At 59.2% G+C, this 25,216-nt stretch carries 20 protein-coding genes; 13 read left to right on the forward strand and 7 right to left on the reverse strand.

Features of this window, described 5'->3' with window-relative positions; all coding sequences use genetic code 11:
- Positions 1–130: 130 nt before the first annotated feature.
- From AAG612_RS11745 to AAG612_RS11760, 4 genes are all read right to left on the reverse strand, one after another.
- Positions 131–1,201 carry an acyl-CoA dehydrogenase family protein gene (locus AAG612_RS11745; RefSeq protein ID WP_006834193.1) on the reverse strand — a complete coding sequence of 357 codons (1,071 nt, stop codon included), beginning with the start codon at positions 1,199–1,201 and terminating at the stop codon, positions 131–133.
- Positions 1,202–1,219: 18 nt separating this feature from the next.
- Positions 1,220–2,431 carry an acyl-CoA dehydrogenase family protein gene (locus AAG612_RS11750; protein ID WP_006834192.1) on the reverse strand — a complete coding sequence of 404 codons (1,212 nt, stop codon included), beginning with the start codon at positions 2,429–2,431 and terminating at the stop codon, positions 1,220–1,222.
- Between the two features lie 68 nt (positions 2,432–2,499).
- The gene (locus AAG612_RS11755) at positions 2,500–2,826 is read right to left on the reverse strand and encodes a 2Fe-2S iron-sulfur cluster-binding protein (protein ID WP_006834191.1); all 327 of its coding nucleotides are present in this window, start codon (positions 2,824–2,826) and stop codon (positions 2,500–2,502) included.
- 28 nt (positions 2,827–2,854) lie between these two features.
- Complete coding sequence (locus AAG612_RS11760; RefSeq protein WP_006834190.1) at positions 2,855–4,117, reverse strand: cytochrome P450; 1,263 nt, start codon at positions 4,115–4,117, stop codon at positions 2,855–2,857.
- Between the two features lie 201 nt (positions 4,118–4,318).
- On the opposite strand from AAG612_RS11760, the gene AAG612_RS11765 reads away from it, so the two are divergent.
- The 11 genes from AAG612_RS11765 (at position 4,319) to AAG612_RS11815 (ending at position 18,635) form a co-directional block, all read left to right on the forward strand.
- Positions 4,319–5,047 carry a FadR/GntR family transcriptional regulator gene (locus AAG612_RS11765; RefSeq protein ID WP_006834189.1) on the forward strand — a complete coding sequence of 243 codons (729 nt, stop codon included), beginning with the start codon at positions 4,319–4,321 and terminating at the stop codon, positions 5,045–5,047.
- Between the two features lie 50 nt (positions 5,048–5,097).
- Complete coding sequence (locus tag AAG612_RS11770) at positions 5,098–6,240, forward strand: NAD(P)H-dependent flavin oxidoreductase (RefSeq protein ID WP_006834188.1); 1,143 nt, start codon at positions 5,098–5,100, stop codon at positions 6,238–6,240.
- Positions 6,241–6,320: 80 nt separating this feature from the next.
- Positions 6,321–7,013, forward strand: coding sequence for a Coq4 family protein (locus tag AAG612_RS11775; protein ID WP_006834187.1), 693 nt, complete (start codon positions 6,321–6,323; stop codon positions 7,011–7,013).
- The gene (locus tag AAG612_RS11780) at positions 7,010–8,182 is read left to right on the forward strand and encodes a thiolase C-terminal domain-containing protein (protein WP_006834186.1); all 1,173 of its coding nucleotides are present in this window, start codon (positions 7,010–7,012) and stop codon (positions 8,180–8,182) included. The genes AAG612_RS11775 and AAG612_RS11780 overlap by 4 nt, the downstream gene beginning before the upstream one ends.
- Positions 8,179–8,655, forward strand: a complete 477-nt coding sequence (locus tag AAG612_RS11785) for a Zn-ribbon domain-containing OB-fold protein (protein WP_006834185.1) — start codon at positions 8,179–8,181, stop codon at positions 8,653–8,655. The genes AAG612_RS11780 and AAG612_RS11785 overlap by 4 nt, the downstream gene beginning before the upstream one ends.
- 6 nt (positions 8,656–8,661) lie before the next feature.
- Complete coding sequence (locus AAG612_RS11790; RefSeq protein WP_063506922.1) at positions 8,662–9,912, forward strand: acyl-CoA dehydrogenase family protein; 1,251 nt, start codon at positions 8,662–8,664, stop codon at positions 9,910–9,912.
- Positions 9,912–11,003 (forward strand): acyl-CoA dehydrogenase family protein, encoded by a 1,092-nt coding sequence (locus AAG612_RS11795; protein ID WP_050599567.1) that lies wholly within the window; start codon positions 9,912–9,914, stop codon positions 11,001–11,003. Before AAG612_RS11790 ends, AAG612_RS11795 begins: the two co-directional genes overlap by 1 nt.
- 63 nt (positions 11,004–11,066) lie before the next feature.
- Positions 11,067–12,677, forward strand: a complete 1,611-nt coding sequence (locus tag AAG612_RS11800; protein WP_006834182.1) for an acyl-CoA synthetase — start codon at positions 11,067–11,069, stop codon at positions 12,675–12,677.
- Positions 12,674–14,311: a flavin-containing monooxygenase gene (locus tag AAG612_RS11805; protein ID WP_063506924.1), complete on the forward strand. Its 1,638-nt coding sequence runs from the start codon at positions 12,674–12,676 to the stop codon at positions 14,309–14,311. Before AAG612_RS11800 ends, AAG612_RS11805 begins: the two co-directional genes overlap by 4 nt.
- Entirely contained in the window at positions 14,308–15,279 is a 972-nt protein-coding gene (locus tag AAG612_RS11810; protein ID WP_050599570.1) for an alpha/beta fold hydrolase, read from the forward strand. The genes AAG612_RS11805 and AAG612_RS11810 overlap by 4 nt, the downstream gene beginning before the upstream one ends.
- A gap of 419 nt (positions 15,280–15,698) precedes the next feature.
- Positions 15,699–18,635: a TonB-dependent receptor gene (locus tag AAG612_RS11815; protein ID WP_006834179.1), complete on the forward strand. Its 2,937-nt coding sequence runs from the start codon at positions 15,699–15,701 to the stop codon at positions 18,633–18,635.
- A 440-nt stretch (positions 18,636–19,075) separates the two neighbouring features.
- On the opposite strand, the gene AAG612_RS11820 is transcribed toward AAG612_RS11815, so the two are convergent.
- The 3 genes from AAG612_RS11820 to AAG612_RS11830 are packed head-to-tail and all read right to left on the reverse strand — an operon-like array spanning position 19,076 to position 23,285.
- Positions 19,076–20,563, reverse strand: coding sequence for an efflux transporter outer membrane subunit (locus tag AAG612_RS11820; RefSeq protein ID WP_006834178.1), 1,488 nt, complete (start codon positions 20,561–20,563; stop codon positions 19,076–19,078).
- 37 nt (positions 20,564–20,600) lie between these two features.
- The gene (locus AAG612_RS11825; RefSeq protein WP_006834177.1) at positions 20,601–22,154 is read right to left on the reverse strand and encodes a DHA2 family efflux MFS transporter permease subunit; all 1,554 of its coding nucleotides are present in this window, start codon (positions 22,152–22,154) and stop codon (positions 20,601–20,603) included.
- A gap of 3 nt (positions 22,155–22,157) precedes the next feature.
- Positions 22,158–23,285 (reverse strand): HlyD family secretion protein, encoded by a 1,128-nt coding sequence (locus AAG612_RS11830; protein ID WP_063511170.1) that lies wholly within the window; start codon positions 23,283–23,285, stop codon positions 22,158–22,160.
- A 177-nt stretch (positions 23,286–23,462) separates the two neighbouring features.
- Here AAG612_RS11830 and AAG612_RS16325 point away from each other — a divergent pair, with 177 nt between their 5' ends.
- Both AAG612_RS16325 and AAG612_RS11840 read left to right on the forward strand, forming a co-directional pair.
- Entirely contained in the window at positions 23,463–23,939 is a 477-nt protein-coding gene (locus tag AAG612_RS16325) for a MarR family transcriptional regulator (protein ID WP_225082872.1), read from the forward strand.
- Entirely contained in the window at positions 23,912–24,862 is a 951-nt protein-coding gene (locus AAG612_RS11840; protein WP_006834175.1) for an MlaD family protein, read from the forward strand. The genes AAG612_RS16325 and AAG612_RS11840 overlap by 28 nt, the downstream gene beginning before the upstream one ends.
- Positions 24,863–25,216 lie beyond the last annotated feature (354 nt).

The raw sequence follows: 25,216 nt of genomic DNA on the forward strand, positions 1-25,216 counted from the left end.
CTAGTCGATGTTAGAAACGATGCCGATAAGCGCGTTTCATTTCAAGACTTGGTAGATGAATTGACGGATTATTTCACATTGTCGACAAGCATGTGGCAAAAATGCCATGCAGGTCACTACATGCAGGTTTCTAGTAGCCAGAAAGCTTGGAAAATCGGTCCTTTAACCAGCTCGACGAACCGAAGCTCTGCTCCAGCACGCGGGCGCGCTTGAGATAGAAGCCGACGTCGTACTCATCGGTCATGCCGATCCCGCCGTGCAGCTGGATGCCCTCGTTTGCCATGGTGTGCATAACGCGGTTGGCTTCCGCCTTGGCGATGGTCGCCGCGCGCGCCACGCCGAAGCCGGCATCGACGGCTTGCAGGCCCGCCTCGACCGCGCTGCGCATCTGGGCGAGATCGGCGAAGAGGTCCGCCATGCGGTGTTGCAGCGCCTGGAAGCTCGCCAGCACCTGGTTGAACTGCACGCGCTGCTTCAGATAGTCGAGCGTGTCGTCGAACACTTGCTGCGCCATGCCGAGCATTTCGGCTGCGGTGAGCACGCGCGCGCGGTCGAGCACGTCATCGAGCAGGTTGTCGCCGCCATTGGCGAGCTTCTCCGCCGCCGCGCCGTCGAAGGTGACGTCGGCATGGCTGCGCTGGTCGGTCAGCTTGCGGGTGGTGAGCGCGACGCCGTCGCCTTTCTCGACCAGGTAAAGCCCGTCCTTCGCCGCGACGACGAACAGGTCCGCACCATGCGCTTCATGGACGAAGGCCTTGGTGCCGCTCAGCTTGCCGTCGGACACACTGGTCTCGATCTTCGCAGGATCGTGGCTCGGCCCTTCGTCGACGGCGAGGGTGGCGATGGCCTCGCCGCTCGCCAGCCTGGGCAGCCACCTGGCCTTCTGCTCGTCGCTGCCGCCAAGAACGATCGCCGAGGCGGCGACGGTGTTCATCACCAGCGGGCTGGCGGTGAGCGTCTTGCCGAGTTCCTCGACGACGAGGCCCGCGGACAGGAAGCCGAAGTCCGACCCGCCATGCTCTTCGGGGATGATGACCCCGGCCCAGCCCATCTGCGCCATCGTCGCATAGGCGTCGCGGTTGAAGGCTTCGGGCTCGCCGCTGGCGCGGACCTTGCGGAATTCGGTGACCGGGCTTTCGTTGACGGTCCATTCGCGCGCCATATCTCGCAGCATTTCCTGTTCTTCGTTGAGAACGGCCATTGTCCTTGCTCCCCTCTCTTACTGGTGGTCGAGCATGCCGAGCACGCGCTTGGCGATGATGTTGTTCTGGATTTCGGTCGAGCCGCCATAGATGGTGGTCGCCTTGCCGAAGAGCCACGCGCGCACGGCCCCGAGCTCGCCGTCCGAAAAGCCGTCGCCTTCCCAGCCGAGGCCCTGCAACCCGCGGATTTCGATCAGCAATTCGCTGCGTTCCTGGCTCAGCTTGGTGCCGAGCTTCTTGAGCACAGAGCTGATTTCGGAGACGCCGCCAGCTGCCTTGCTCTCTTCCATCGCGCGGCGCGCGGTGAGCAGGAAGCTGTTCCAGCGGATTTCGAAATCAGCGATCTTGTCGCGCAGCACCGCATCGGCGAGTTCGCCGTCGGCGCCCGTCGGCTGGTACTTCTTGGCGATATCGCCAAGGCTCTGGCCCATGAGTCGGGCGAGGCTGCCGCCGCCCGAGATATTGGTGCGCTCGTGCTGCAGAAGGCGCTTGCCGATGGTCCAGCCCTGGCCTTCCTCGCCGACGAGGTTTTCCTTCGGGACCTTCACGTCGGTGAAAAAGGTTTCGCAGAACGGGCTGGTCCCGCTGATCATGGTGATCGGGCGGACTTCGACGCCGGGCGTGTCCATGTCGATCAGCATGAAGCTGATGCCCTTGTGCTTGTCGCTCTTGTCGGTTCGTACAATTGCAAAGCACTTGTCGGCCCATTGGCCGCCGCTGGTCCAGGTCTTCTGGCCGTTGACAAGGTAGTGGTCGCCCTTGTCCTCGGCAAAGGTCTGGAGGTTCGCGAGGTCAGAGCCGGCATTGGGTTCCGAATAGCCCTGGCACCAGCGGATTTCGCCGCGGCAGATCGGCGGAATATGCTCCTGCTTCTGTGCCTCGTTGCCGTATTCGAGCAGCGTCGGGCCGAACATCATGACGCCCATGCCGCCGATCGGGTTGTAGGCACCCGCCTTGGCGAATTCCTGGTCGATGATCTTGGCCTGCGCCTTGGTGAGGCCGCCGCCGCCGTATTCCTTCGGCCAGGTGGGGGTGCCCCAGCCGCGCGCGCCCACGGCTTCGCGCCACTTGGTCTGCGCCGGCGTTTCATTGGTGGGGCCGTCCACGCCGGCCAGCGCGTTCGACTGGCCCTTGAGTTCGGCGGGAAAATTGTCCGCCAGAAACTGCTGCACTTCCGCGCGGAAGGCGTCTTCGTCGGTCTGGGTTGCGGGCTCGATTTGTGTGGCCATGGGTGTTTTCTCGAAGAATCAAGGAAAGACAGATAAGAATGTAGGCTACGGGGACGAGGATCCCTCCGTCAGTATTGTTGTTCGGGTAGGTGAAGAACCAATCCATCCAGCATCGGCTTCATCGGAATCTGACAGGCAAGGCGACTGTATTCAGTGGTGCCTTCGGCGAACTGCAAGAGGTCGGCCTCCATTCCATCATGCATAAGCCGACCCACCTTGTCGATCCATTCGGGATCGACATGCACATGACAGGTCGCGCAAGCACATACCCCTCCGCAATCGCCATCGATACCCGGCACGTCATTGTATAGCGCCGCTTCCCTGGCTGTCTCGCCTTCTTCTATTTCGACCTCCCGTCGCTCACCATCGCTAGCCACGAACGTAATTTTGATCATCTTGAACTCCGCATTTCGATCTCGAGAGTCAGCGGGCGCGGAGCCGCACCGGCAGCCTGGTGATTCCGCGGACGAGGTTTGAAAAAAGACGCTCTGGTTCACCTGTAACCTCGACCCGGGAAAAGCGCTTGTGAATTTCTTCCCAGATGATCCGCAGCTGCAGTTCCGCGAGCCGGTTTCCCATGCAGCGGTGAATGCCATAGCCGAATGAGAGGTGATGGCGCGGATTTTTGCGGTCGATGATGAACTGGTCCGCGCGCTCGATAGCACTCTCGTCGCGGTTGCCTGACAGGTACCACATCACCACCTTGTCGCCCTTCTTGATCTGTTTGCCGCCGATCTCCCAATCTTCCAGCGCGGTGCGGCGCATATGAGTGAGGGGGGTCTGCCAACGGATGATTTCCGGAACCATTTTGCTAATGAGCGAAGGATCCGCGTCGAGTTTCGCGTACTCGTCCGGGCTTTGGTTCAAGGCGAGCACGCCGCCGCTGATGGAATTGCGTGTTGTGTCGTTTCCACCGACGATCAGCAGCATAAGATTGCCGAGAAACTCGAGGAACGGCATGTCGCGCGTGGCGGGAGAATGAGCCATCATCGAGATGAGGTCGTTCTTCGGCTCCTCGTTTATCCGTTCGTCCCACAGAGTCTTGAAATACATCGCGCAACCGATGAGTTCTTCGCGCCGCGCCTCGTAGGATTCGACGATCCCGGTTTCAGGTGCCGCAGTTGCTACATCGGACCAGCGCGTCAGCTTGCGCCGCTCCTCCCAAGGGAAATCAAACAAGGTTGCCAGCGTCATCGTCGTCAACTCGATCGCAACCTTATCCACCCAGTCGAAATCTTCGCCAATCGGGAGTTCATCGAGAATCTCTCCCGCGCGCTTGCGGATGATCGGCTCGAGCAGTTGCAGGTTGGACGGAGCCACTGCCGGAGTCACCGCCTTGCGCTGCTGATCGTGCTTGGGCGGGTCCATCGCTATGAACATTTCAAGTTCGAGCGCGCCTTCCACCGAATGCATGTCCTGGATTGCAATTCCGCCTAGCTTCGCTTCCGAAGAGAAGACCTTATGATTGGTGTCCACCGCCATGATGTCGTCGAACTTGGTAATGGACCAGTAAGGGCCGACATAGCTCTCGCGGCAGTAGTGGACAGGTTCTTCGGCGCGCAACCTGTCAAAAAATAGACCGATGGTATCGTTCTGAAACAGGCTTGGCCGGGCCACGTCGATTTCCTCGATCGGAATTGACGCGATCCTCGCCGCGGCATCCGGCTCGGCGATCTGGCTGTCCATAAGAACTATTCCTTCTACATCTCAGGCCTGATCGGCCTTCAGTCATCCTTAAGGGAGACATCTCGTGCAGTCAATAAATCGTATACTCTTTTAGTCCCTTGCAGACACCAATCCCATCGGATAGTGTGCCGATCCAACGAAGGTTTGCTAATATCCTTATACTTTTTATTCGAGAGGTGCGGGTGTGCTGATGAGTGGCGGATGTCAGCGGTGAAGAAGGCCAAGCGTGCCCTTTCTCTTGCGCAAAGCATCGTGCGGGACATCGAGGCGGGTCGCCATAACCCGGGTGACAGGCTTCCGCGCGAGGATGAAATGCTCGCGCGTTACGAGGTTGCGCGCGCAACTTTGCGGGAGGCTTTGCGGTTCCTGGAATTGCAAGGGGTCATCCATCTCCAGCTCGGCCGTGGTGGAGGTCCCGTCGTAGCCCGTCCGCAGACCGGCGATTTTGCAAGCAGTTTGTCATTGATTCTGCATTTCATGGAAGCCGATTTGCGTGGTTTGCTTGAATTGCGCGAAGCAATTGCTCCCGATGTCGCAGGGTATGCAGCCCAGCGTGCAACTACCGCTGATCTCAGCGCGTTGGCAGGGTGTCTGGCGGAATTGAGGCATCATGAAGCCTCTGATCAATTCGAGGAACTTAATCGCAGATTTCACGACTTGTTGGGTTGGGCGAGCGGCAATCCGCTGTTCGGTTTGCTGACCTCTGCGATGCATCTGTTGACCCGCGAGTTTTCCCATTCGCTGGGATATTCGGCACAGGAACGGGCGGTGCAGATGAAGTTTCTGGTGCGGGTGCTCGAGGCAGTGCGGACTGGCGACAGCGCCGCGGCCCGTCAAGCAATGAGCCGGTTGGTGGCCGGCTCTGCCGTCTATCTTTCGGAGCGCAGCCCCGAGCTGGTCTCGCAGCGGGTGCGGTGGGGGCAGCTGTAGAATTTTCAATAGTTTGAGTGTGCGTTTAGGCAAGTGGCTGGAGAGGAAGAATGGCGTTGAAGAGCCGAATATGCGAAATGCTGGGGATCCGGTACCCGATCCTGCTTGCCGGGATGGGCGGAGCGAGCGTTCCGGCGCTGGCGGCTGCGGTTTCGAATGCCGGCGGGCTCGGGGTCCTGGGTGCCGCGGCGTGTTCGCCCGATCAGTTGCGTGACTGGATTCGCCAGACCCGGGAATTGACCGACAAACCTTTCGGTGTCGATACGCTGCTCCCCGCGTCGGTCAGGCGCGGCTCTGCCCCTCAAAGCGGTGCTGCACCCCAAAATCCCATGGATCTGATGGGTGAATATCAGCAGTTCGCGCGCGACTTCATGGATCGTGAAGAGCTTCCGGAGGTCGATGCTGCCGCCGCCATGCGGGCGGCGGGCGCGCCTGAAATGGGCAAGGGCGGCCCGCAGTTGTTCTCGAAGGAATTCTTTGAGGCGCAGATGGAAGTGGTGATCGAGGAAAAGGTGCCGGTTTATGCTGCCGGCCTTGGCAATCCTGAACCGTGGATGGATCGGCTCCATGCCAATGGCACCAAGGTCATGGCGGTGATCGGCAAGGTCAAGCACGCCGAACAGGTCGTCGGGTCGGGCATCGACATGATCGTCGCGCAAGGGCACGATGGCGGAGGTCACAACTCGCCGATCGGGACTATTTCCTTGATTCCCCAGGTGGTCGACGCCGTTGGCGATCGTGTTCCTGTCCTTGGGGCCGGCGGTATCTCGGATGGCCGGGGTGTTGCCGCTGCGATGATGCTGGGGGCAGAGGGCGCGTGGGTCGGCACGGCATTTCTCGCGACCGAGGAAGCGGGCATCGAGCGCTTCCAGAAAGAGGCGATCACCGAAAGCGGCGATGCCGATACGGTCGTTAGTCGATCGCTTACCGGCAAACCGGCGCGCATGATCCGTAACAAATGGGCCGACGCCTGGGTGCAGGCCGGAAAGGAGCCTCTGCCGATGCCCTATCAGTCGATGATCTCCGGCCCGGTCATGGCCTCCGGGATCAAGGCAGAGCGCAAGGATGTCATCCCCGGCTTCGCGGGGCAAGGCATCGGCCTGATCGATTCGATCCGGCCTGCCGCCGAAGTGATGCGCGACCTGGTCGATGGAGCCGAGAAGGCGTTGGCGTCCGCTGGTATCTACAAGTGAAGCGCAGGAGGCAAGAAGATGGCTTACGCCAAAGGTCATGAATTGCGCCGCCCCGTAGAGCCTCTCAGAGCGCTGGGGCAATGAGGCAGTTGATTGCCGACAAGGAGGATACGGCGCAGGTGTTCCGTATCGTCAAGGCATTGTCGGGCAATTCCTATTATCGGAATTTCAATCGCTTCATGAAGTCGAGCGATGGGCGGCGTATCGCTTCCGACCGGGCCGACCTACTTGAAACCTTGTGCGATCGCAAACGCCTTGCGACCTGTGCGTCTGGCACGCTTGGCCGAGCCTACCTCGATTTTGTTTACGGGGAGGGTCTGACAGCAGAAGGTCTGGCGGAAGCCAGCGAGGCCGGAGGTCTGGAGGACCTCGGCGACCCCGATGTTTCCCTCTATCGTCGGCGCCTTCGCGATTCGCATGACCTGTTTCATGACGTCGCCGGATACGGCAGGGACGCACTGGGCGAATTGTGCGTGCTGTCCTTCGGAAACGCGCAATTCTATAATCACGGGATCGCTTTCATCTTGGGCGTCGGCATTCCCAAGATGAAACTGGAAGCTGCCCAGTTGCCAGTGGCGCGCGCTGCATTTGAAGCGTGGCGCCGGGGCCGGGCTGCAGCCGATCTGACCACCTTCTACTGGGAAGAAAATCTCGATCGTCCGTTGGAGGATGTCCGCCGCGAGTTGCGACTGCGTCCGCCGGAGACCTATCAGAGGGTGCGCGCTCTTTCCGAACAGCTCGAACGCGATTACCAGGCGGTCAGGCAGGCATGAGCTTAAGCGACAAATCGGCCATCACCGGAGTGGGCGAAACCGCTTTCGTGAAAGGCACCGAGAAAACCGCGGTCGACATGATGCTGGAAGCATCGCGCAAAGCCATAGCAGATGCAGGGCTGAAGCCGTCGGATATCGACGGCATGGTTCCTCCGCCGATCTACACCACCTCGGAAGAGATGGCGGCTAACCTCGGTATCGAAGTTCTGCGCTATGCCTCTACGGTCCACATGGGCGGGGCGAGCCCTACCACGGCACTCCAGAACGCCGCGATGGCAATTGCCAGCGGCTTATGCGACCATGTGCTGGTGACGCTCGGGTGGAACGGTTATTCCGCCTTGCGGCCCAAGCCTGGCGCACCGCCGACGCGGCCGATGAACATGAACACCCTGACGAATACGATCCAAGGCTATTACATTCCGTATGGCGTGTTCCTGCCGGTGCAGATGTATGCCTGGCTCGCCACCCGGCACTCCCGAATTTACGATATCGGCCCGGAAGCGATGGCGGCCGTTGCACTGGCGTGCCGTCGCCATGCGCAGATGAATCCGCAGGCCTTCACTTATGGCCGGGAACTGGATGCCGAAACCTACCATTCCGCGCGCTGGATATCCGAACCCTTTCGCCTCTACGATTGCTGTCTGGAGACTGACGGGGCATGCGCAGTCGTGGTTTCGCGAATAGACCGCGCCAGGGACATGCCGCATGTTCCCGTGAGCATCGCCGGTGCGGCTGAAGGGCATCCTTACCCCGCCGACGATATCCCTTCGCGTCCCGACCCCTTCAAGATCGGCCTGAGCTACGCCGCGCCGCGCGCGTTCGAAATGGCGGGGGTCGATCGCGAAGACATGGATTTTCTGCAGATCTACGACTGCTTCACCTACGTGGTTCTCCTTCAGCTGGAGGCCCTGGGCTATTGCGAACCAGGTGGACAGGCAGAGTTCGTCGCGAATGGCCAGATCGAGCTGGGCGGGCGCTATCCCGTCAACACCCATGGCGGCCTGCTGAGCGAGGCCCATGTTTGGGGACTGAACCATGTCGTCGAGGCGGTGCGTCAGTTGCGCCACGATTGTGGGGAGCGGCAGGTCGAAGGCGCCCAGACCGGCCTGGTGACCGGCTGGGGCGATCTGGGTGACGGCAGTATAGCGATTTTGAGGAGGTTTGCGTGAGCGACGAGAAAGATCTGCCGCCCAAGATGCGCCCCTCGGCGCAGGCCGCACCAGCCAAGCCAAAGCCGCGCCCGCAGGATCCGGTGGAGCAGGAATTCTGGAACCGGTGTCAGGACGGCAACCTTTACTTCCAGCAGTGCGAAGGATGCGGCAGTTTTCGGCATTTGCCGCGCTATATGTGCGCCCGATGCGGTTCTCCTGAATGGTCGTGGGAGCGTAGCACCGGCAATGGCACGCTGTTTTCCTGGACGGTGACCCATCAGGCACTGCATCCCGCCTTCGCCGGCGAGATTCCCTTCATCGCTGCGGTGGTGGAACTGGAGGAGGGAGTGCGCATGGCAACCCGGCTGGTCGATTGCGCGCTCGACGAGCTTGAGCTCGATCTGCCGGTCACGCTGGATTTCGAGCCGATCTCCGAAGATTTTCGCCTGCCAGTATTCCGACCCGTCGCGATCGCGCGCGCAGAAGGATAGACCAAGATGGATCTCGACTACGGACCCCAGTATGACGCGTTTCGCGAGGAAGTGCGCCAGTTCCTGCAAACCCACGGTCACCGCGCACCCGATGGCCAAGGCCGTGCCGCGCGCCCTTCCCCCGAAGCCGTCGAATGGCAAAAGCTGTTGATCCTGCATGGTTACACGGCGCGTACGATTCCCAAGGAATACGGCGGATACGGAGCCGAGCCGGACATCCTGAAATCGCGGATCATTGCCGAGGAATTTTCGCGCGCTGGCATCCCCGCAGGCCTTGCGAACCAGGGCATTTCCATGCTCGTTCCCACGCTGCTGGAACTCGGAACCGAAGCCCAGAAACGGCAATGGATCGAGCCGACCCTAAATGGCGAGATAGTCTGGTGTCAGGGATATTCGGAACCTGGAGCGGGATCGGACCTCGCCGCGCTCAAGACCAGCGCCCGCGTCGAAAATGGCGACTTTGTCATCAACGGACAGAAGATCTGGACCAGCACGGCCAAGCAGGCGGACATGATCTTTTGCCTTGTTCGGACCGAACCGGACGCGCCCAAGCACGGCGGCATCTCCTACTTGATCTTCTCGATGGACACACCAGGGATCGAGGTCCGACCACTCAAGACCATGACCGGTCATGCCGAGTTCAATGAAACGTTCTTTACCGACGTGCGGGTTCCCCTGGATCAGATCGTCGGGCAGCGCGGGCAGGGGTGGTACGTGGCCAATGCCACACTGGGCCATGAACGTGGCATGCTGGGCGACCCCGATGCACTGGAAAACCGGCTCCAGGCGCTGGTCAGGCTGATGCAAAAAGAACGCATCGGCCAGGGTTGCGCAATGGACAACGCCGTTCTGCGTGACCGGCTGGTTGCATTGCAAGCCGAAGTCGCGGCGATGAAATTCAACGGCATGCGCATCCTGTCGAACAGCCTTAGGGGGGATGCCGGCGGCATGGCGAAACTTGTCGTGAAGCTGCAGAGCTGTGAGCTCGCCCATCAGATTTCCGCGCTCGCGATCGACGCAATGGGCGAGATGGGCATACTCTATCACGGAAGCGAGCGCGAGCGCGAAGACGGTGCCTGGCAGTGGAACTACATGTTCCAGCTTGGTCTGATCATCGGTGGAGGCACCGCCCAGATCCAGAAGAACATCATCGCCGAACGCGGGCTGGAAATGCCGCGCGAACCCAAGTTCGCAACGCCTCCCGCCGTCGAACAGGCGACGGCCGTTGCAAGCGGGCAGAATAAGGGAGCCGCCTGATGGATTTCGGACTTTCGCAAGACCAAGAGATGCTCTGCGACGCGATCAGCCGCACTCTTGCTGATACTTGTCCGCTCGATCATGTGCGCGAATGCGCGGAGGGCTCGGTTCCCTTCAGCGACAACGTGCGTTCGGCGCTGGGCGAAATCGGCATTTGGGGAATGATGGTTCCCGAGCAACATGACGGGCTCGGGATGACAATGCTCGATGCCGCCGCTGTGGCCGAGCAGCTCGGCTATGCCGTCGCGCCGGTGCCTTTTATCGGTGCCCATGTACTGGCACCCCTTGCGCTGGCACAGGGCGGTAGCGAGGAGTTGAAGGCGCACTGGCTGCCGAGGATAGCGAAGGGCGAGGCGCAAATCGCCGTCGCGATCGCGGAAACGGTGGAGATCCGGGACCGGGCAGGCGTGGACTTCGACGGCGCAAAGCTCGACGGAACGGCTTTGTTCGCGCTCGACTTCCTGGAAGCCGACGCGTTTCTGGTAGCCGATACCGCCGGTCGTATGCACTTCGTAGCTGGCGATGCTGCGGGTCTGGAGAAGGTTGCTCTCAAAACGATCGACCGCACCCGGAGCGTAGGGGAGCTGCGGTTTTCTGGCGTAGCGGGCGAGGCTCTCGCGGACGATGGTGGGGCCACAGTCAGGCGCCTGCGGGACGCCGGCCGGGTGCTCCTGGCCGCCGATAGCCTCGGTGCGGGCCAGGCTATGATCGAAAAAGCGGTCGACTATGCCGGGCAGCGCGAACAGTTCGGACGAGTGATCGGCAGCTTCCAGGCGGTCAAGCATATGTGCGCGGAAATGGCTGCCCGCCATGAACCATGCCGTTCGCTGGTCTGGTATGCCGCCCATGCGTTCGATGCGACGCCCGACGAGGCTTCGCTGGTGGCATGCCATGCCAAATCACATACGGGCGAAGTCCACCGTTTTGTCGCCCGAACCTCAACCGAGGTGCATGGGGGGATGGGTTTTACCGATCTCCTAGGTCTGCATTTCTGGTTCAAGCGAATCGGTTTCGACCGCCAGGTTCTGGGAAGTCCCGAAGCGGTCCGGGCCGAAGCAGCGGCCTTGCAGGGGTGGACGCAGGTCGCATGAGACGATGAATTAGGCGCACGCTACCGACAAAATCGTGGCCACCAAGGAGAGAGGAATTAATACGTGATCGACTGGAACCTTGGCGACATCCTTGATGCAATCGAACCTGCGGTCCCGGAAGATGCTCCGGCGCTGATTCACGGCGACCGGATCATTAGCTGGCCCGAAATGTCGAAGCGTTCGAACAATTTGGCGCGCAATCTGCGCGCGCAAGGTGCAGGCGACGGGGCGAAGATAGCCTTCTACATGCGCAACCGTTCCGAATACGGGGAATTGATGGCCGCGTGCTTCAAGGGCCGCCTCACGCACGTGAACATCAATTATCGTTACCGTCCCGAGGAGGTTTTCTACATCTTCGACGATTCCGATAGCGAGGTAATTGTTTACAGTTCCGAGTTCCGCGACTGCATTCTTGAACTGAAGGAACGGTTGACCAAGGTTCATACATTTGTAGAAATCGGCGATGCTTCGCAGATCGCTTCCTTCGCGCTTCCTTACGAAAAACTTGTAGAAGGTAACGGCGCGCCTCTCGATATCGAGCGTTCTCCCGATGACCTGCTGTTCATATATACAGGCGGTACCACCGGCATGCCCAAGGGCGTGATGTGGCGACACGATGATATGCGCAAGGCTCAGCTCGACGCGCAAAAGCTGCTGGGTCCGGTTCCCCAGACCATGGAGGAAATGGTGGCCCTGGTGAAGCAGGGCGAGCTTGCGCGCATCACTTTGCCGGCGTGCCCGCTGATGCATGGAACCGGGTTCATTACTGCTATTGGCACGCTCATGTCGGGCGGGGCCATCGTCACGCTGTCCGATCCATCCTTCGACGCGGAAGAATTGTGGGATGCGGTGGACCAGCACAAGGTGCAGAGCATCGCCATTGTCGGTGACGCTTTTGCCAAACCCATGCTGCAGGCGCTGGACGCCCACCCGAAGCGCTGGGACACGAGCAGCCTGATTTCGATCATCTCGTCCGGCGTCATGTGGAGTAAACAGGTAAAGGCGGGCCTGTGCAAACATATCCCCCAGGTCATCCTCATGGACAGTTTTGGCGCTTCGGAAGGGCTGGGCTACGGCTTGTCGGTGACGACCGCACAGGGCGGCACCAACACCGCGAAATTCGGGATCGGGGAATTTTGCGACGTATTCGACGAGAACGACCGGAAGGTCGAGGCGGGGAGCGGCGTGCCCGGCTTTATTGCCCGCAAGGGCGCAATCCCCACAGGATACTACAAGGACCCGGAAAAGTCGGCCAAGACTTTCAGGACGATCGATGGCGTGCGTTACTCCATCCCGGGCGACTGGTGCCGGGTGGAATCCGATGGAAGCCTGACCTTGCTGGGCCGCGGCAGCGTCTGCATCAACACCGCAGGTGAAAAGGTTTACCCCGAGGAGGTGGAGGAAGTGCTCAAAACCCATCCCGCCATTGCCGACGCGCTTGTCGTCGGGGTGCCTGACGAAAAATGGGGCGAAGCGGTGACCGCTGTGGTGCATTTGACCCAGGATGCGGACTTCGACGCGCAAGCGATCAAGGATCACGTGCGCCAGCAACTGGCAGGTTACAAAACGCCCAAGGCGATTTGCCCAACGCAAACCGCCTTGCGCGCGTCAAACGGCAAGGCGGATTATACTACGGCTAAAGACATCGCGAAAGCGGGTGCCGGGGCCTCGTGAGCCATTCGCCCCCTCCTGACTATGATGTCGTAATCGTCGGGGCCGGGTTCAGCGGAATATACCTGCTTTACAAGCTGCGTCAGGCGGGGTTCGATGTTCTGCTGGTAGACGCAGCGGAGCAGCCGGGCGGAATCTGGTACTGGAACCGCTATCCGGGAGCACGGGTCGATTCCCAGGTTCCACTTTACGAATTTTCCATTGCGGAAGTATGGAAAAGCTGGACGTGGAGCGAACGATTTCCAGGCTGGGAAGAACTGCGCGCCTATTTCCTCCACGTCTGCGATACGCTCGACCTCTGGCCGGCAATGCGAATGAAAACACGGGTCGAAAGCGCGCCGTTCGATGAAGACACCGCCTGCTGGCGATTGAAGCTCGACGATGGCGGAAAAGTAAGCGCGCGTTTCCTCTTGCCGGCCCTGGGGTTCGCCTCGAAACCCTACATTCCCGATATCCTGGGCCTTAGCGATTTCGAAGGCGAATGGTGCCATACCGCCCGCTGGCCGCAGGAAGGCATCGACCTTTCCGGCCGCCGGATCGCCCTGATCGGCACGGGTGCCAGCGGCGTACAGGTGGCGCAGGAGGCGGCAAGCTGCGCGGAGCAGCTGACGCTTTTTCAGCGAACCCCGATTCTCGCCCTTCCCATGCGGCAGGAAAAACTGGACGCTGATCGTCAGCTTCGCGAAAAATCCGAATATCCCGCTGTCTTCCACAAAAGGCTTACGACAAGTGGCGGTTTCGAATGCCAATCGCTGGACATCTCGGCCCTGGCTGTGACCGAGGAAGAGCGGACTACGCATTTCGAGGATTTGTGGCAGCGAGGAGGGTTGCGCTTCTGGTATCATAATTTCGCTGACATACTGACGAACGAGGACGCCAATCGCCACGCCTACGAGTTCTGGTGTGACAAGGTGCGCGAGCGGATCTGCGACCCGACCATTGCCGAGAAGCTCGCTCCCGATGAGCCGCCACATCCCTTCGGGACCAAGCGACCATCGCTCGAACAGAATTATTACGAGATCTTCGCACAAGACAATGTTACGCTGGTCGATCTGAACGACACCGCGATCACTCGCGTCACCGAGGCCGGGATAGAAACAGCCACTGGCATGATCCCGTGCGATCTCATTGTCTTCGCGACCGGCTTCGATGCCGGTCGTGGCGGGCTCATCGACATGAACATCACCGGCCGCGGTCGGCTGGCGCTGGCAGAAGCATGGAAGAGTGAGATCAAAGCCTATCTGGGCATGGCCGTCGCCCAATTTCCGAACATGCTGTTCGCCTACGGCCCGCTCAGCCCTTCAGGCTTTTCCAACGGTCCGACAAGCGCCGAAATCCAGGGTGACTGGATCTGCGATTTCCGGATCTGGCTGCGCGATAACAGGATCGGCCTTTTCGAAGCCGATGCGCTGGCCGAGCGAAGCTGGACCGATATGGTCGCCCAAGTAGGGTCGATGACGCTCTTCCCCAAGGCTGAATCGTGGTACATGGGCGCCAATATTCCCGGCAAACCCCGACAACTGATCAATTTCCCCAGCGTATCTGGTTACGCCGATCTATGCCACGATGTCGCACGGCACGATTATCGTGGTTTTATCAGGAATACACTATCCGGTATGGAGACTGCGCCGAAATGAATGAAATGAAACCAATCCACGACGGGTCAACAGATATTGATCCCGTATGGGCCGGCGACGGGGCGGATATACCCGAATGGTTCGCCTGGGCGCTGAGCGTGCCCCGTGAGGAAGGCTTCGTAGAGGTTGGTGGCGCGCGGGTGCATTATCTTCGCTGGGGCAGGCGTGACCGGCCCAAATTGCTCATGACTCACGGTTTTCTCGCCCATGCCCGCTGCTTTGCCTTCATCGCACCGTACCTTGCCGAAGACTACGACGTGGTGGCGTTCGATCTGGCCGGTATGGGCGATAGCGAGATGCGCGGCGTGGCCGATATAGCTGCGCGGGGAAAGGAATTTGTCGAGATCAGCGAAGCGCTCGATTTGTTTGCGGATGGAAGCAGACCGACGATCATCGCCCATAGTTTCGGCTCGGGTGCAGCGCTGACCGCCGTTTCCCAATCGCCGGATGCCTTCGCCGGCGTTATTGTCTGCGATCTCATGGTGATGCGGCCCGAAAAGCTGGAGAAATACTGGACCATGGGCAGATCGAGCCCCGGGTCGGGTAATCCTGACAAACCGGTGCGACGCTACCCGACCTACGAAGCGGCGCGCGAGAGGTATATCCTGTCGCCGCCGCAGGCAGTTGGTGAGCCGTTCCTGATGGATTACATGGCCTATCACTCTCTCCGCCGCGATGGCGAGGAGTGGACATGGAAGTTTTCTCCCGAAGTGTTCCGGCGCAGCAACAAGCCCGACGAATGGCTGACAGTAGGCCAGAGGCTGGTCGATGCGCCCGGGCGCAAAGCGATTGTGTACGGCGAGAAAAGTCAGCTCTTTGATCGCGATTCCGCCCGCTATATCCGGGAACTGGGAGGGGGAAAGATACCAATTGTTGCAGTGCCCGATGCACGCCATCATCTCATGCTGGATCAGCCGCTCGCGTTCGTCGCTGCGCTTCGGGCGGTACTGGCCTTTTGGAGCCTCTGAGATCCCCCATACTAAGAGGCTGGTTCCTGGTCAGAGGCCAGCGAGATGGGGGCAAAGGGCGTCCATATTCATCTTGTACTATATCCGAACTATTGTCGCCGTCGGCACGGCGAACGCTTCGTTGGTCTCGATGCCAGCTGGGGCAAAAGCTTTATCGGGAGCAACTCGCTTAGCGCGCCAACCATTGCTGATCTTTAGCAAACGTTCACTCCGCGTGCGATCTGGATCGTGGCCCATGGGGTCAAAAGATAAGGCGCTTTACTAATATCACGCGGATGTATATGCCCATGGACGGGGATTGGGCTAATTCTCTCCCTCTCCTCTCCACAGACTAAGGTGCGACCCTCGAGGTCGCCCCATTTTGCAGTAAGCGGCGGAGCCAATTATCGTCGCACTGAAGAGATGGGAAGGGATGCTATATGACACTGAGAGCGATGGTGCTCGCCACTTCGGCCATCTTGGCTTGGCCGCAGATGGCTTTAGCGCAGGATCCCACAACTGATGAGGCGGAACCCCAAGGATCCGTAATCATCGTTACGGCCCAACGCCAATCTCAAAGTCTGCAAGAGGTGCCGATCGCGGTCAGTGCCTTCGATGCTACGGCTCTCGAAAGCCAGCAGATCGAAAACGCTGCTGACCTTCAATTGACGCTCCCGAACGTCTCATTTTCGAAGGGCAACTTCACCGGGTCGTCCTTCACCATCCGTGGTATCGGCGATCTTTGTGTTGGTGTGACGTGTGACGCAGCGACGGCTATCCATATCAATGGTTCCCCTCTTTTTGGTACCCGGCTGTTCGAAACAGAATATTTTGACCTTGAGCGAATTGAGGTCCTACGGGGGCCGCAGGGCACCCTCTTCGGCCGCAACGCTACCTCGGGTGTTGTCAACCTTGTGACAGCCAAGCCTGACCTCGGTTCTTTCGGCGCGGCCGGAGAGTTCGAGTATGGGAATTACAACAGCATCAAGGCCGAAGGGATGGTCAATGTCCCGATCGGCGATTCTATCGGCGTTCGGGTAGCCGGATTCTTTCTGAATCGCGACGGTTACACCACAAACCTTTTCGACAATTCGGATGTCGACGACCGAGACATGTACGCTGTTCGTGGTTCTCTTCGTTTTGAACCCGGTGCCGATACCACTCTCGACTTCATGGCATATTATTTCAGGGAAGATGACACCCGTTTACGTAATCAAAAGCAGGCCTGCCAGCGTGACCCGCTCGGCGTGCTGGGTTGTCTGAACAATCGCCGCGACTTTGACATCACCAATGCCAATTCCACAGTCGGCGCAACGCTCAGTTCGCAAGAGTTCTTCGCTATTCAGGGAATTCCCTCAGTACTGGGATTGGGAAGCCTGTACGGCCCCGACGCATTTGCAGGATTCGATAAGCCCGACGATGTGCGCACGGTAAACACGGCGTATACTCCATTCTATTTTGCCGATGAAGTGCAGCTACAGGCCCGTCTCGAGCAGCGCATCGGAGCTATGACACTGACTGCAACCGGTCTTTATCAGGACACCGAAGTCGATTCCCGGCAGGACTACTTTCTGGGCATTCAGGATCGTACCGGCTTTGCTACGGCCTTGAACGTGTTGTCCGGCTTCGCGGCCAACGGTTTGCCTACCGGCCTCCCCGCACCTGCACCGGCGTTCGTGCCAGGTTCGTCGGCGTATTTTACCCCGATTGTGGAGGCTCTCATCCCCAATGGCCCAGGGGGCGTATTGTGCACCTCCGATAACGATGATGGGAACAGGGGCGCGTTCGAAGGTAATGTATTGTGCGGCGAAACGCCGCTATCCTTCGACAGGTCTTCAGAGCAACGCGAATCCTGGAGCGGCGAAATCCTCCTTTCCAGTGATTTCGACGGAGCATTCAATTTCCTGCTCGGAGGGATCTATGCAAAGTCCAAGACTACCGACAACAGTTACTATGTAAACTCATTCGCGCTTGACTACGCCAGTGCCATTCTGGGATCGTTTGGTACTTTGGCAGGCGGTGCACCGCCATCCTACTTCGCAACATCCATGTACCGCAACAATTCTCTCGAGGCTAATCTTGAGAGCTTCGGTGTGTTCGGGGAGATCTACGTCGACCTGACCGAGCGTCTGACCTTCACCGGAGGTTTGCGGTATAACGACGACAAGAAAGACGTGACTGCGCGCACGACCTTGATTAGCTTCCTCAATCCTTACGCGAATGACGGGGAGCCGTTCGACAGCCCGATCACTCCCTTAACCGGTCCCTCTGGTCTTTTTGATGCCGATCCTGGTACGCCAGGTGAGCAGCTAACGCAATTTAGAGAAGTAGGTTTCGATGAAATAACCGGGCGTGCGGTGCTCGACTACGAAGTTACGCCTGACAATTCGATTTACGCATCTTATGCCAGGGGCTATAAATCCGGGGGTATCAACCCGCCCCTTTCGCCCGTTTTCGATGTGGCTGAAAGCTTCGGATCAGAAACCATCGACGCATTTGAAATCGGATCGAAAAATACCTTTGCGAATGGCGCACTGCAATTAAACGCTACTGCATTCTACTATAAGTATAGCGGGTTGCAGCTTAGCCGCATCGTCGCCCGTACCTCAGTTAATGATACTATCGATGCCGATATCTGGGGTGTGGAACTAGAGTCCGTTATCCGGCCCGATCCCGATTGGCTTGTCAACTTGACGTTCAGTTATCTCAACGCGGAAGTTGCCGGCGACCAGTTCTTCTCCAATCCGCGCGACCCGGGTGGCGGCGATCCTGATGCCGTCATCATCAAGGATATTAGCAACGGTGCTAATTGTGCCGTAACCGGGCCAGCCCCCGGCGCGGCCGACGCATTCGTGGCCGGAGTGAACGCAGCTCTGGGTCTTCGTGGTCCCGAAGAATTTCCTAATGACGGCAATCTTGCGTCAAGCGGCGCATTCAGCATTTGCGATGTCTTGGCCGGAGCCGTTCCGGCGGGCAGCGGCCTTGCGGTATTAAGCCCTGGCGTAGAGGTCAACATAAAAGGGAACAAGTTGCCGCAGGCCCCCGAAATGAAGGTTTCGATGGGTGTGCAGTACACCGCCACTTTCGACAATGGCATGACTCTGGTTCCTCGCGTGGACGTAGCGCTGACTGGTGAGCAATACGGCAATATCTTTAACGGCAGGGTCAACCGGATCGAGCCATTCGTGCAAGCCAACGCGATCGTGCAGTTGAACAGTGCGGATGAGCGTTGGTTCGTGCGCGGATTTGTTCAGAACATTTTCGACAGCAGCTCGGTGACAGGATTGTACTTGACCGACGCATCCTCGGGGAATTTTACCAATATCTACACTTTGGATCCTCGTAGATATGGTGTTGCTTTGGGGTTCAGTTTCTAACAGGTCCAGATCGTGTTGGCGGGGAGATCGGTGGTCCTCCCAACGACCCGAACGGACAGTGCCAGCTAGTTCGTATTTCGACCCATGACTTTATAGCTTTTCCAGAGCGGCGTAATGCTCGATGACCGCCTCGTAAGCCTACCGACGAGGCGGTCATCGAACCGGCCAAATGCGAGCTGCACTCGAAATGCCTGTACGATCGCTCGTTGATGTCGCTACGAGATGCTCGCGGAAAGCTTAAGGCCTTACATAGAAACGACAATGAAGAGTCACCGAATAGTGCAATCGGGATATCCGATGGTGATACTGGCAAACGCACTCTGCGAAAGGCGGAAACATGCTGACCCCTATGATCCAAGATTGGGTCGTAGTGCACGAGGTGCTGACGCGTTAGGAAAAGTTGGAAGGGGCTGCGGGGCAGACTTCTGAGAAAACTTATCCTAACTCTGTTCAGGTTTCATAACTGATTTTCGATCGACCGGAGCTGGCTCAACCGACGTGCGATTGTCGCGAGACAATTCGACCCATCCCAACCCAAGCGACTTCTGGATCGCGATCCAGCCATTTGTCATGGCGGCGATCGCCCGATCGAGATTTGCTCTGGCCTGTTCGCGCTTGCGGATCGAAGTGTTGAGTTCGCCTTGCGAGATTACCCCCGCGGCGCGGCGTTGCTCGTTAAGCTCCGCAGCCGTGTCGGCCTGCCGACTGATCTGCGCCAGCGCGGCTACGTTGGCTCTTTGTTGCCCGAACCGAGCAAGCGATTGTTCGGCGTCGCGTAGTGCGCCCAGGACCACTTCAAGATAGCGCGCTTCGGCCTCGTCGCGCGCACTCTCGGCCTGATCGATCGATGCTGCCGTGCGGCCGAAATCAAGCAGGTTCCACTGCAGCCGCGGCAAAGCGATTGCCGATAAGTTGCCCGGGTCCAGGATGTCGTCGGGCTCCGATCCGCCCAAACCGAGAATCCCCATGAAGGAAATCTTGGGGAAGCGAGCAGCCTCTGCCACGCCAATGCGCGCATTCGCCGCGGCCAGCATGCGTTCGGCGGCTCGAACATCCGGCCGCCGCGCTATTAGCGCTGCGGGATCGCCCACCGCGACCCGTTCGGGGGGAAGCGGAATTTCGGCCTGAGCCGCCAGGAGCCCGTCGAGTGCGCCGGGCGCTTCGCCCGTCAGCACCGCGAGCGTGTCTTTGAATACATCGATGTCCGCTTGAGCTTCCGCGATCTGCGACTTGAGCAGTTCGAGCTCGGCGTTCGCGTTACCGACCGGGAACAGCGCGAGAGCGCCCTGTGTATAGCGCTGATAGGTCAGTTCGAGAATTTGCTGCTGCAAGTCGCGCTCTCGCTGGACAAGCTCGAGCCGCCCTTGCGCTTCTCGCAGGCTCACATACGCCCGCGCGATTTCGGCGGCGAGCTGGACTTTCGCATCCTCGGCGTTCGCCACCGAGGCCGCAGCCTGAGCGTTAATGGCCTCGACACGCCGTGCCTGCCCCCCAGCGAAATCGATCTCCCAGTTTGCATTGAGCCCGACGTTGTAGACGCTGAGGCTGTCCTGCTCTTCGGTGTCTGCAGGAGCGCCGGGCGATCCCGGGGGCGGGCCACTGCCGATATCTAGCCCTGGGATATTCGCCTGGACCGCAGTCGCCTGCGCAGCCACGGCGGGTAGCCGGTTGGCGCGCTCCTGGCGGACAGAAGCCCTTGCCTGTTCGATGCGAGCGCGCGCCGCGGCCACGCCCGGATTGCCGACCAGCGCGCGCGCCTCCAGTTCATTGAGAACCGGATCGCCGAGCAGCGTCCACCAGTCGCCGGCAATCGGCGCAAACGGATCGATTTCGGGGCCGGCGCGTACGAACGCATTGCCTGCGGCGGTCGCAAGTTGCGGGGGACCGGCATAGTCGGGACCGGACATGCAACCCGCGAGGAGCGCCATGGGAGCGAGGAGGGTTAGGGTCTTGCGCATAGAGTTCTCAGTGCATCGAAAGGGATAAGTTCTTCGGGAGAGGCTTGAGGAACAGTACCAGCGGCACCGTGACCAGGGTAATCGCGCCCATGGCGAAAAAGACATCGTTGTAGGTCATCACGAACGCATCGCGCTGAATGATGCCGGAAAGCATCTCCAGCGCGGCCTGTGGGCTGCCCAGCGACGCCGTCATGCCGTCCAGGTATTCCTGTAGCCGGGGGCTGTTAGCGTTGAGGGTTTCTTCCATGCGTCGACTATGATGCCACTGGCGCTGATCCTGGAACGAGGCAAGCCCCGCGAGCGCGAACGAGCCCCCGAGGTTTCGCGCCGCGTTGAAGATGCCCGAAGCATCGCCGGCATCCTCCTTGGCAACCGAAGCTACCGTCGCCTGGTTGAGGAACATCATCGTGAGGATCATGCCGATGCCACGCAGGAACTGGCTTTCGGTGAACACTCCACCTCCCGATTCCGCTGTCAGATTTATGCTGACGAAACAGCTTAGCGCCATGATGAACATGCCCGCGCCGACCGCAATGCGGATGTGAATCCTGCGGATCATGAACGGGAGAACGGGCATCAACAGGAAAGCCGGAACGCCCATCCAGAAGATCACAAGTCCGGTCTGCAAGGCATTATAATCGGAAATTATCGCGAGAAATTGCGGGATCACGTAGGTCGAGCCATACATGACCATGCCAAGCGCCAGTGCCATCACCACGACGCTGGCAAACTGCCTGCTGAGCATCAGGCGCAATTTGAGCACGGGTTTGCGCGCGTAAAGCTGTCCGTAGGTCAGAAGTGCAAAACCCACGACCGTCATCAGTGTGAGCTGGACGATCAGCGTGGAATCGAACCACTCCTCGCGGTGGCCTTCTTCCAGAACGATGGTCAGCCCACCCAACCCAAGGATCATACCAGCTATTCCCGCCCAATCAGCCTCGCGCAGGTAAACCCAGTCGGGCTTTTCATGGGGTAGCCCGATGAATAGTAAAGCAAGGAGCAACGCGCAGACGGGCACGTTGACGAAGAAGGCGTAGTGCCAGCTCAGGTTCTCGGTAAGCCAGCCCCCCACCAACGGGCCCATTACCGGCCCAAGAACCACGGTCATTCCGAAGAGCGCCATGCCGATCGGCTGTTGCGATGGAGGCAGTCGCTTTGCGACGATGGTCATAGCGGTTGGAATAAGCGCGCCGCCCATGAACCCTTGACCGGTGCGACCGATGATCATCGTCGTCAGATCGGTGGCAATGCCGCACAACACCGAAAAGGCCGTGAAGGCAGAAACCGCGACGATGAGCAGCGTGCGAAGGCCGAGCAGTCTTTCCAGCCACGCGCTCAGAGGGATGATGATGATCTCGGCAACAAGGAAGGCTGTCGCGATCCAGGTGCCTTCGGTTCCGGTCGCGCCGATTTCCCCCTGGATCGTCGGCAGCGCCGAATTGACGATCGAGATGTCAAGCGTTGCCAGCATCGCCCCCAGCGCACCGGCGGCTACGGCGATCCAGGCCGTAGCATCGGCCTTTTCGACCGGCGGCGAAACCGCTGCAGCGGCGCCTGCCATCGGTCAGTCTCCGGCCGCGTTGCGGATCGAATCGAGTTGGTCTCTAGCGGCGCGCGTATCGACACTCGCGACAACAGACATGCCCGGCACCAGCAGACGCAGGATCTCGGGCGAAGCCTGAATGGATATGCGCACCGGGACGCGCTGAACGATCTTGGTGAAATTACCCGTCGCGTTTTGCGGAGGTAGGATCGAGAATTCTGCCCCGGTCCCGGGGGCGATGCTTTCCACTCTTCCTAATAGCTCGAGGTCCGGCAGCGCGTCGATTTCCAAGGTGACGGGTTGCCCCGGGCGGACAAGTCCGAGCTGCGTTTCCTTGAAATTTGCTGTCACGTAGAGGCGGTCGGTCGGTACGAGGCTCATAAGGCGTTGGCCAGGCTGGACAAATTGTCCAGGTCGGACCGTGAGGTCACCCACCCGCCCGGAAATACTGGCCTGGAGCGTGGTCGATGACAGGTTCAGACGGGCGGCCTCGAGTTGCGCACGAGCGGCGTTGGCTTGCGAATTGGCCTGGTCTATCTGCTCGCTAAGCGTGTTCTGTCGGCGCTGTGCCGCCGTGAGCGCGGCGCGCGCTGCCGCGACTTGAGCCTGCGCTTCTCTGGCCTGGGCCTCCAGCTGATCGAGCCTCTCGCGCGGCTCCGCTCCCGAAGCGGCAAGGGGGCGGTACCGGACAACCTGCTCAGCAGCGAGACCAGCCTGTGCAGATGCTGCTGCGAGCTGTGCACGGGCCTGGGCAATTGCCGCGTCCTGCTCTTGTTGCTGGGCGCGTACCGTATCTGCTCCGGCGAGCGACGCGGCGATCTGGGCTTCGACCTGGTTCGTTTGGGCACGATAATCTCGCACGTCCAGCTGGACAAGTGCATCGCCCGACGCGACCGTTTGATTCTCCGTCACTAATACGCGCTCGACGTAGCCCGCAATTTTGGGGGAGATGATGACGCTGTCGGCGGCAATATAAGCGTTGTCGGTGGACTGCTGGAATCTGCCGTACGTCTGATGATTGTAATACCAGTAGCTCCCGGCGAGCAGGACCAGAATGCCGGCGATCAGCAGACCCAGCCGGACCCGCGGACTGGACAACCCCGTCGGACGTGCGCCTTCATCGCTAGCCCCTGCTGTCTCGTCCGCCATGATTATTTCGCTCCTCGCCATCGTTTGAGCCGCTGCGCGAGCGATATAGCGGCCAAAACAAAATGCGAAAGTCCTTTACTATTTTTCTCCGATCGATAGGAATGTCTCATGCCAGAAGATGAGGGCACTCTCGCACTCGACAATGTCATCACCCACGATGATCGAGCGATCTTCATGATGGACCAGATCAGCCGCGCCGCGCGCAAGGCATTCGATGACCGAGCACAGCCGCTGAGCCTCAATCGTACGCAGTGGCGTGTGTTGGCGCAGCTCATCAGAGCTCCTGCCCTGAACCAGACGGACATCGCCAGGAGACTTGAAATCACATCCTCCAGCAGCGGCCTGGAAGACATGACGCCTTCGCGCTTGAGTGACCGGACGCGGCTTGCGCAAGTCATAGCAATATTCGGTCGCCACGGGCGGGGCGGCATCACGCCCGTGTTGGGACTAGGCCGATCTCAAACCAAAACACATTCGACGCGCCCGGATGCCCCGCTCGTGGCGATTGCGCCAGGGGACGAACCTCGGTCATGTTCTATAGCGGACAACCGAATGGAGCATGCGGGACGCGAACTTTCATTGCACCGGCCCTCTGCCGGACGAACAAACCGCTGGCGGCGTGCTAGATGGAAACTAACGCAAACTTCTCCCTAGTGGCGTGGATCGTTGGCATTCTGATGCTTACGACCATCGCTTTCGCGATGTGGCTAATCGATCCCAGACCAAATCAGGAAACATATCAGATCAAGTTTGATCGCTCCGTGGAAGGCCTTCAGTCGGGATCGACTGTAACACTATCGGGAGTCCCTGTGGGACAGGTAACATCGGTCCGTCTGGCGGAAAATGAACCGGAAAACGTGGTCGTTGTTCTGACTCTCGATCCTTCTGCGGCGAAAGTCCACGGCCTTGAAGCGACAATCAGCACGGATCTGATAACTGGAGAGGCTGCGCTCGTGCTCGAGGGCCGACGGGGTCGTCAGGGCATTTACACCGACAAGTCAGGAAAAAAGATCATTCCCGCCGCGGACGAAACCGGACTATTGGGGAGGGATGCGACCGCCACTGTAGAGACCGTGGCAAATAGCATTCGCGCTCTGAACGAAGGACTGGAGCCAGAAAAGCAACGGGTGATCACCTCCGATCTTGTCCGGCTTCGAGTCACGACGGCCGCACTCGCATCGGACGCCGAAGGTTGGGACGAACGATTGGCCTCAACAAAAGGAAGATTGTTAGACTTAGGGCAAAGGGTTGGTGGATGGGGAAATAATCTTCGAGATGCAGATCGGCGGATCTCAGGGCGGAGCGCTTCTGCTATCGCGCAACGACGCCTTCGCCAATTCAGGGAGGGGGTGCAGAACGCTGAAAACAAACTTTCCCAGATAAGGAGTGGCATTCCGGCGGTCGAAGATTCTTTGGTTGAAGGTGAAACGGACCTTCGCGAGCTTAGTCGCGAACTTGCTCCTCTCAGTGAAAAAATCGAAGATATTCAGGTTGAGGGAATTACATCAAATCCTCCCCTCCCAGACTATCGGCCAAAAAGAAGAGAAGCTGGAACGAATATCGATGATTTAAAGTAAACCGAACGGATGACTGCTTCCGGGCAGAGCGCGCAGCCCGTAGAATAGCGGAGATTGGAGCGCAAAGCGGATAACGACCTACTCCGCGGTCAAGTTTGAAATTGAAATTCCGAGTCCTAAAAAAGGCATCGAACCAATACATTAGAGGGATTTTGCGGGCCTTTTGCGGGCTTTTCAGCTTGACCGAAATATCTAAACATCAGAAATTAAACGGAAAAGAAGTTCGAATGTGATGCCTCTTCTGGACTCGAACTCGCTACCCCTGACAACACAGGACAAAACGCAAAGCCGAACGATGAATCGGACGATGAATCCTCGCCCCCTCCTCTTCTGGCACCATTTATCTAAATAATT

It is taken from the genome of Citromicrobium bathyomarinum (genome assembly GCF_038594605.1).
Classification (GTDB): Bacteria; Pseudomonadota; Alphaproteobacteria; order Sphingomonadales; family Sphingomonadaceae; genus Alteriqipengyuania; species Alteriqipengyuania bathyomarina_B.

Excerpts from the sequence above, each read along its gene's own strand:
- AAG612_RS11780 (WP_006834186.1), top strand. The coding sequence starts at position 7,010 with ATGAGCTTAAGCGACAAATCGGCCATCACCGGAGTGGGCGAAACCGCT.
- AAG612_RS16325 (WP_225082872.1), top strand. The coding sequence starts at position 23,463 with ATGGACCAGATCAGCCGCGCCGCGCGCAAGGCATTCGATGACCGAGCA.
- AAG612_RS11770 (WP_006834188.1), top strand. The coding sequence starts at position 5,098 with ATGGCGTTGAAGAGCCGAATATGCGAAATGCTGGGGATCCGGTACCCG.
- AAG612_RS11840 (WP_006834175.1), top strand. The coding sequence starts at position 23,912 with ATGGAAACTAACGCAAACTTCTCCCTAGTGGCGTGGATCGTTGGCATT.
- AAG612_RS11795 (WP_050599567.1), top strand. The coding sequence starts at position 9,912 with ATGGATTTCGGACTTTCGCAAGACCAAGAGATGCTCTGCGACGCGATC.
- AAG612_RS11750 (WP_006834192.1), bottom strand. The coding sequence starts at position 2,431 with ATGGCCACACAAATCGAGCCCGCAACCCAGACCGACGAAGACGCCTTC.
- AAG612_RS11830 (WP_063511170.1), bottom strand. The coding sequence starts at position 23,285 with ATGGCGGACGAGACAGCAGGGGCTAGCGATGAAGGCGCACGTCCGACG.
- AAG612_RS11755 (WP_006834191.1), bottom strand. The coding sequence starts at position 2,826 with ATGATCAAAATTACGTTCGTGGCTAGCGATGGTGAGCGACGGGAGGTC.
- AAG612_RS11760 (WP_006834190.1), bottom strand. The coding sequence starts at position 4,117 with ATGGACAGCCAGATCGCCGAGCCGGATGCCGCGGCGAGGATCGCGTCA.
- AAG612_RS11775 (WP_006834187.1), top strand. The coding sequence starts at position 6,321 with ATGAGGCAGTTGATTGCCGACAAGGAGGATACGGCGCAGGTGTTCCGT.
- AAG612_RS11745 (WP_006834193.1), bottom strand. The coding sequence starts at position 1,201 with ATGGCCGTTCTCAACGAAGAACAGGAAATGCTGCGAGATATGGCGCGC.
- AAG612_RS11790 (WP_063506922.1), top strand. The coding sequence starts at position 8,662 with ATGGATCTCGACTACGGACCCCAGTATGACGCGTTTCGCGAGGAAGTG.
- AAG612_RS11825 (WP_006834177.1), bottom strand. The coding sequence starts at position 22,154 with ATGGCAGGCGCCGCTGCAGCGGTTTCGCCGCCGGTCGAAAAGGCCGAT.
- AAG612_RS11820 (WP_006834178.1), bottom strand. The coding sequence starts at position 20,563 with ATGGCGCTCCTCGCGGGTTGCATGTCCGGTCCCGACTATGCCGGTCCC.
- AAG612_RS11810 (WP_050599570.1), top strand. The coding sequence starts at position 14,308 with ATGAATGAAATGAAACCAATCCACGACGGGTCAACAGATATTGATCCC.
- AAG612_RS11765 (WP_006834189.1), top strand. The coding sequence starts at position 4,319 with ATGTCAGCGGTGAAGAAGGCCAAGCGTGCCCTTTCTCTTGCGCAAAGC.
- AAG612_RS11815 (WP_006834179.1), top strand. The coding sequence starts at position 15,699 with ATGACACTGAGAGCGATGGTGCTCGCCACTTCGGCCATCTTGGCTTGG.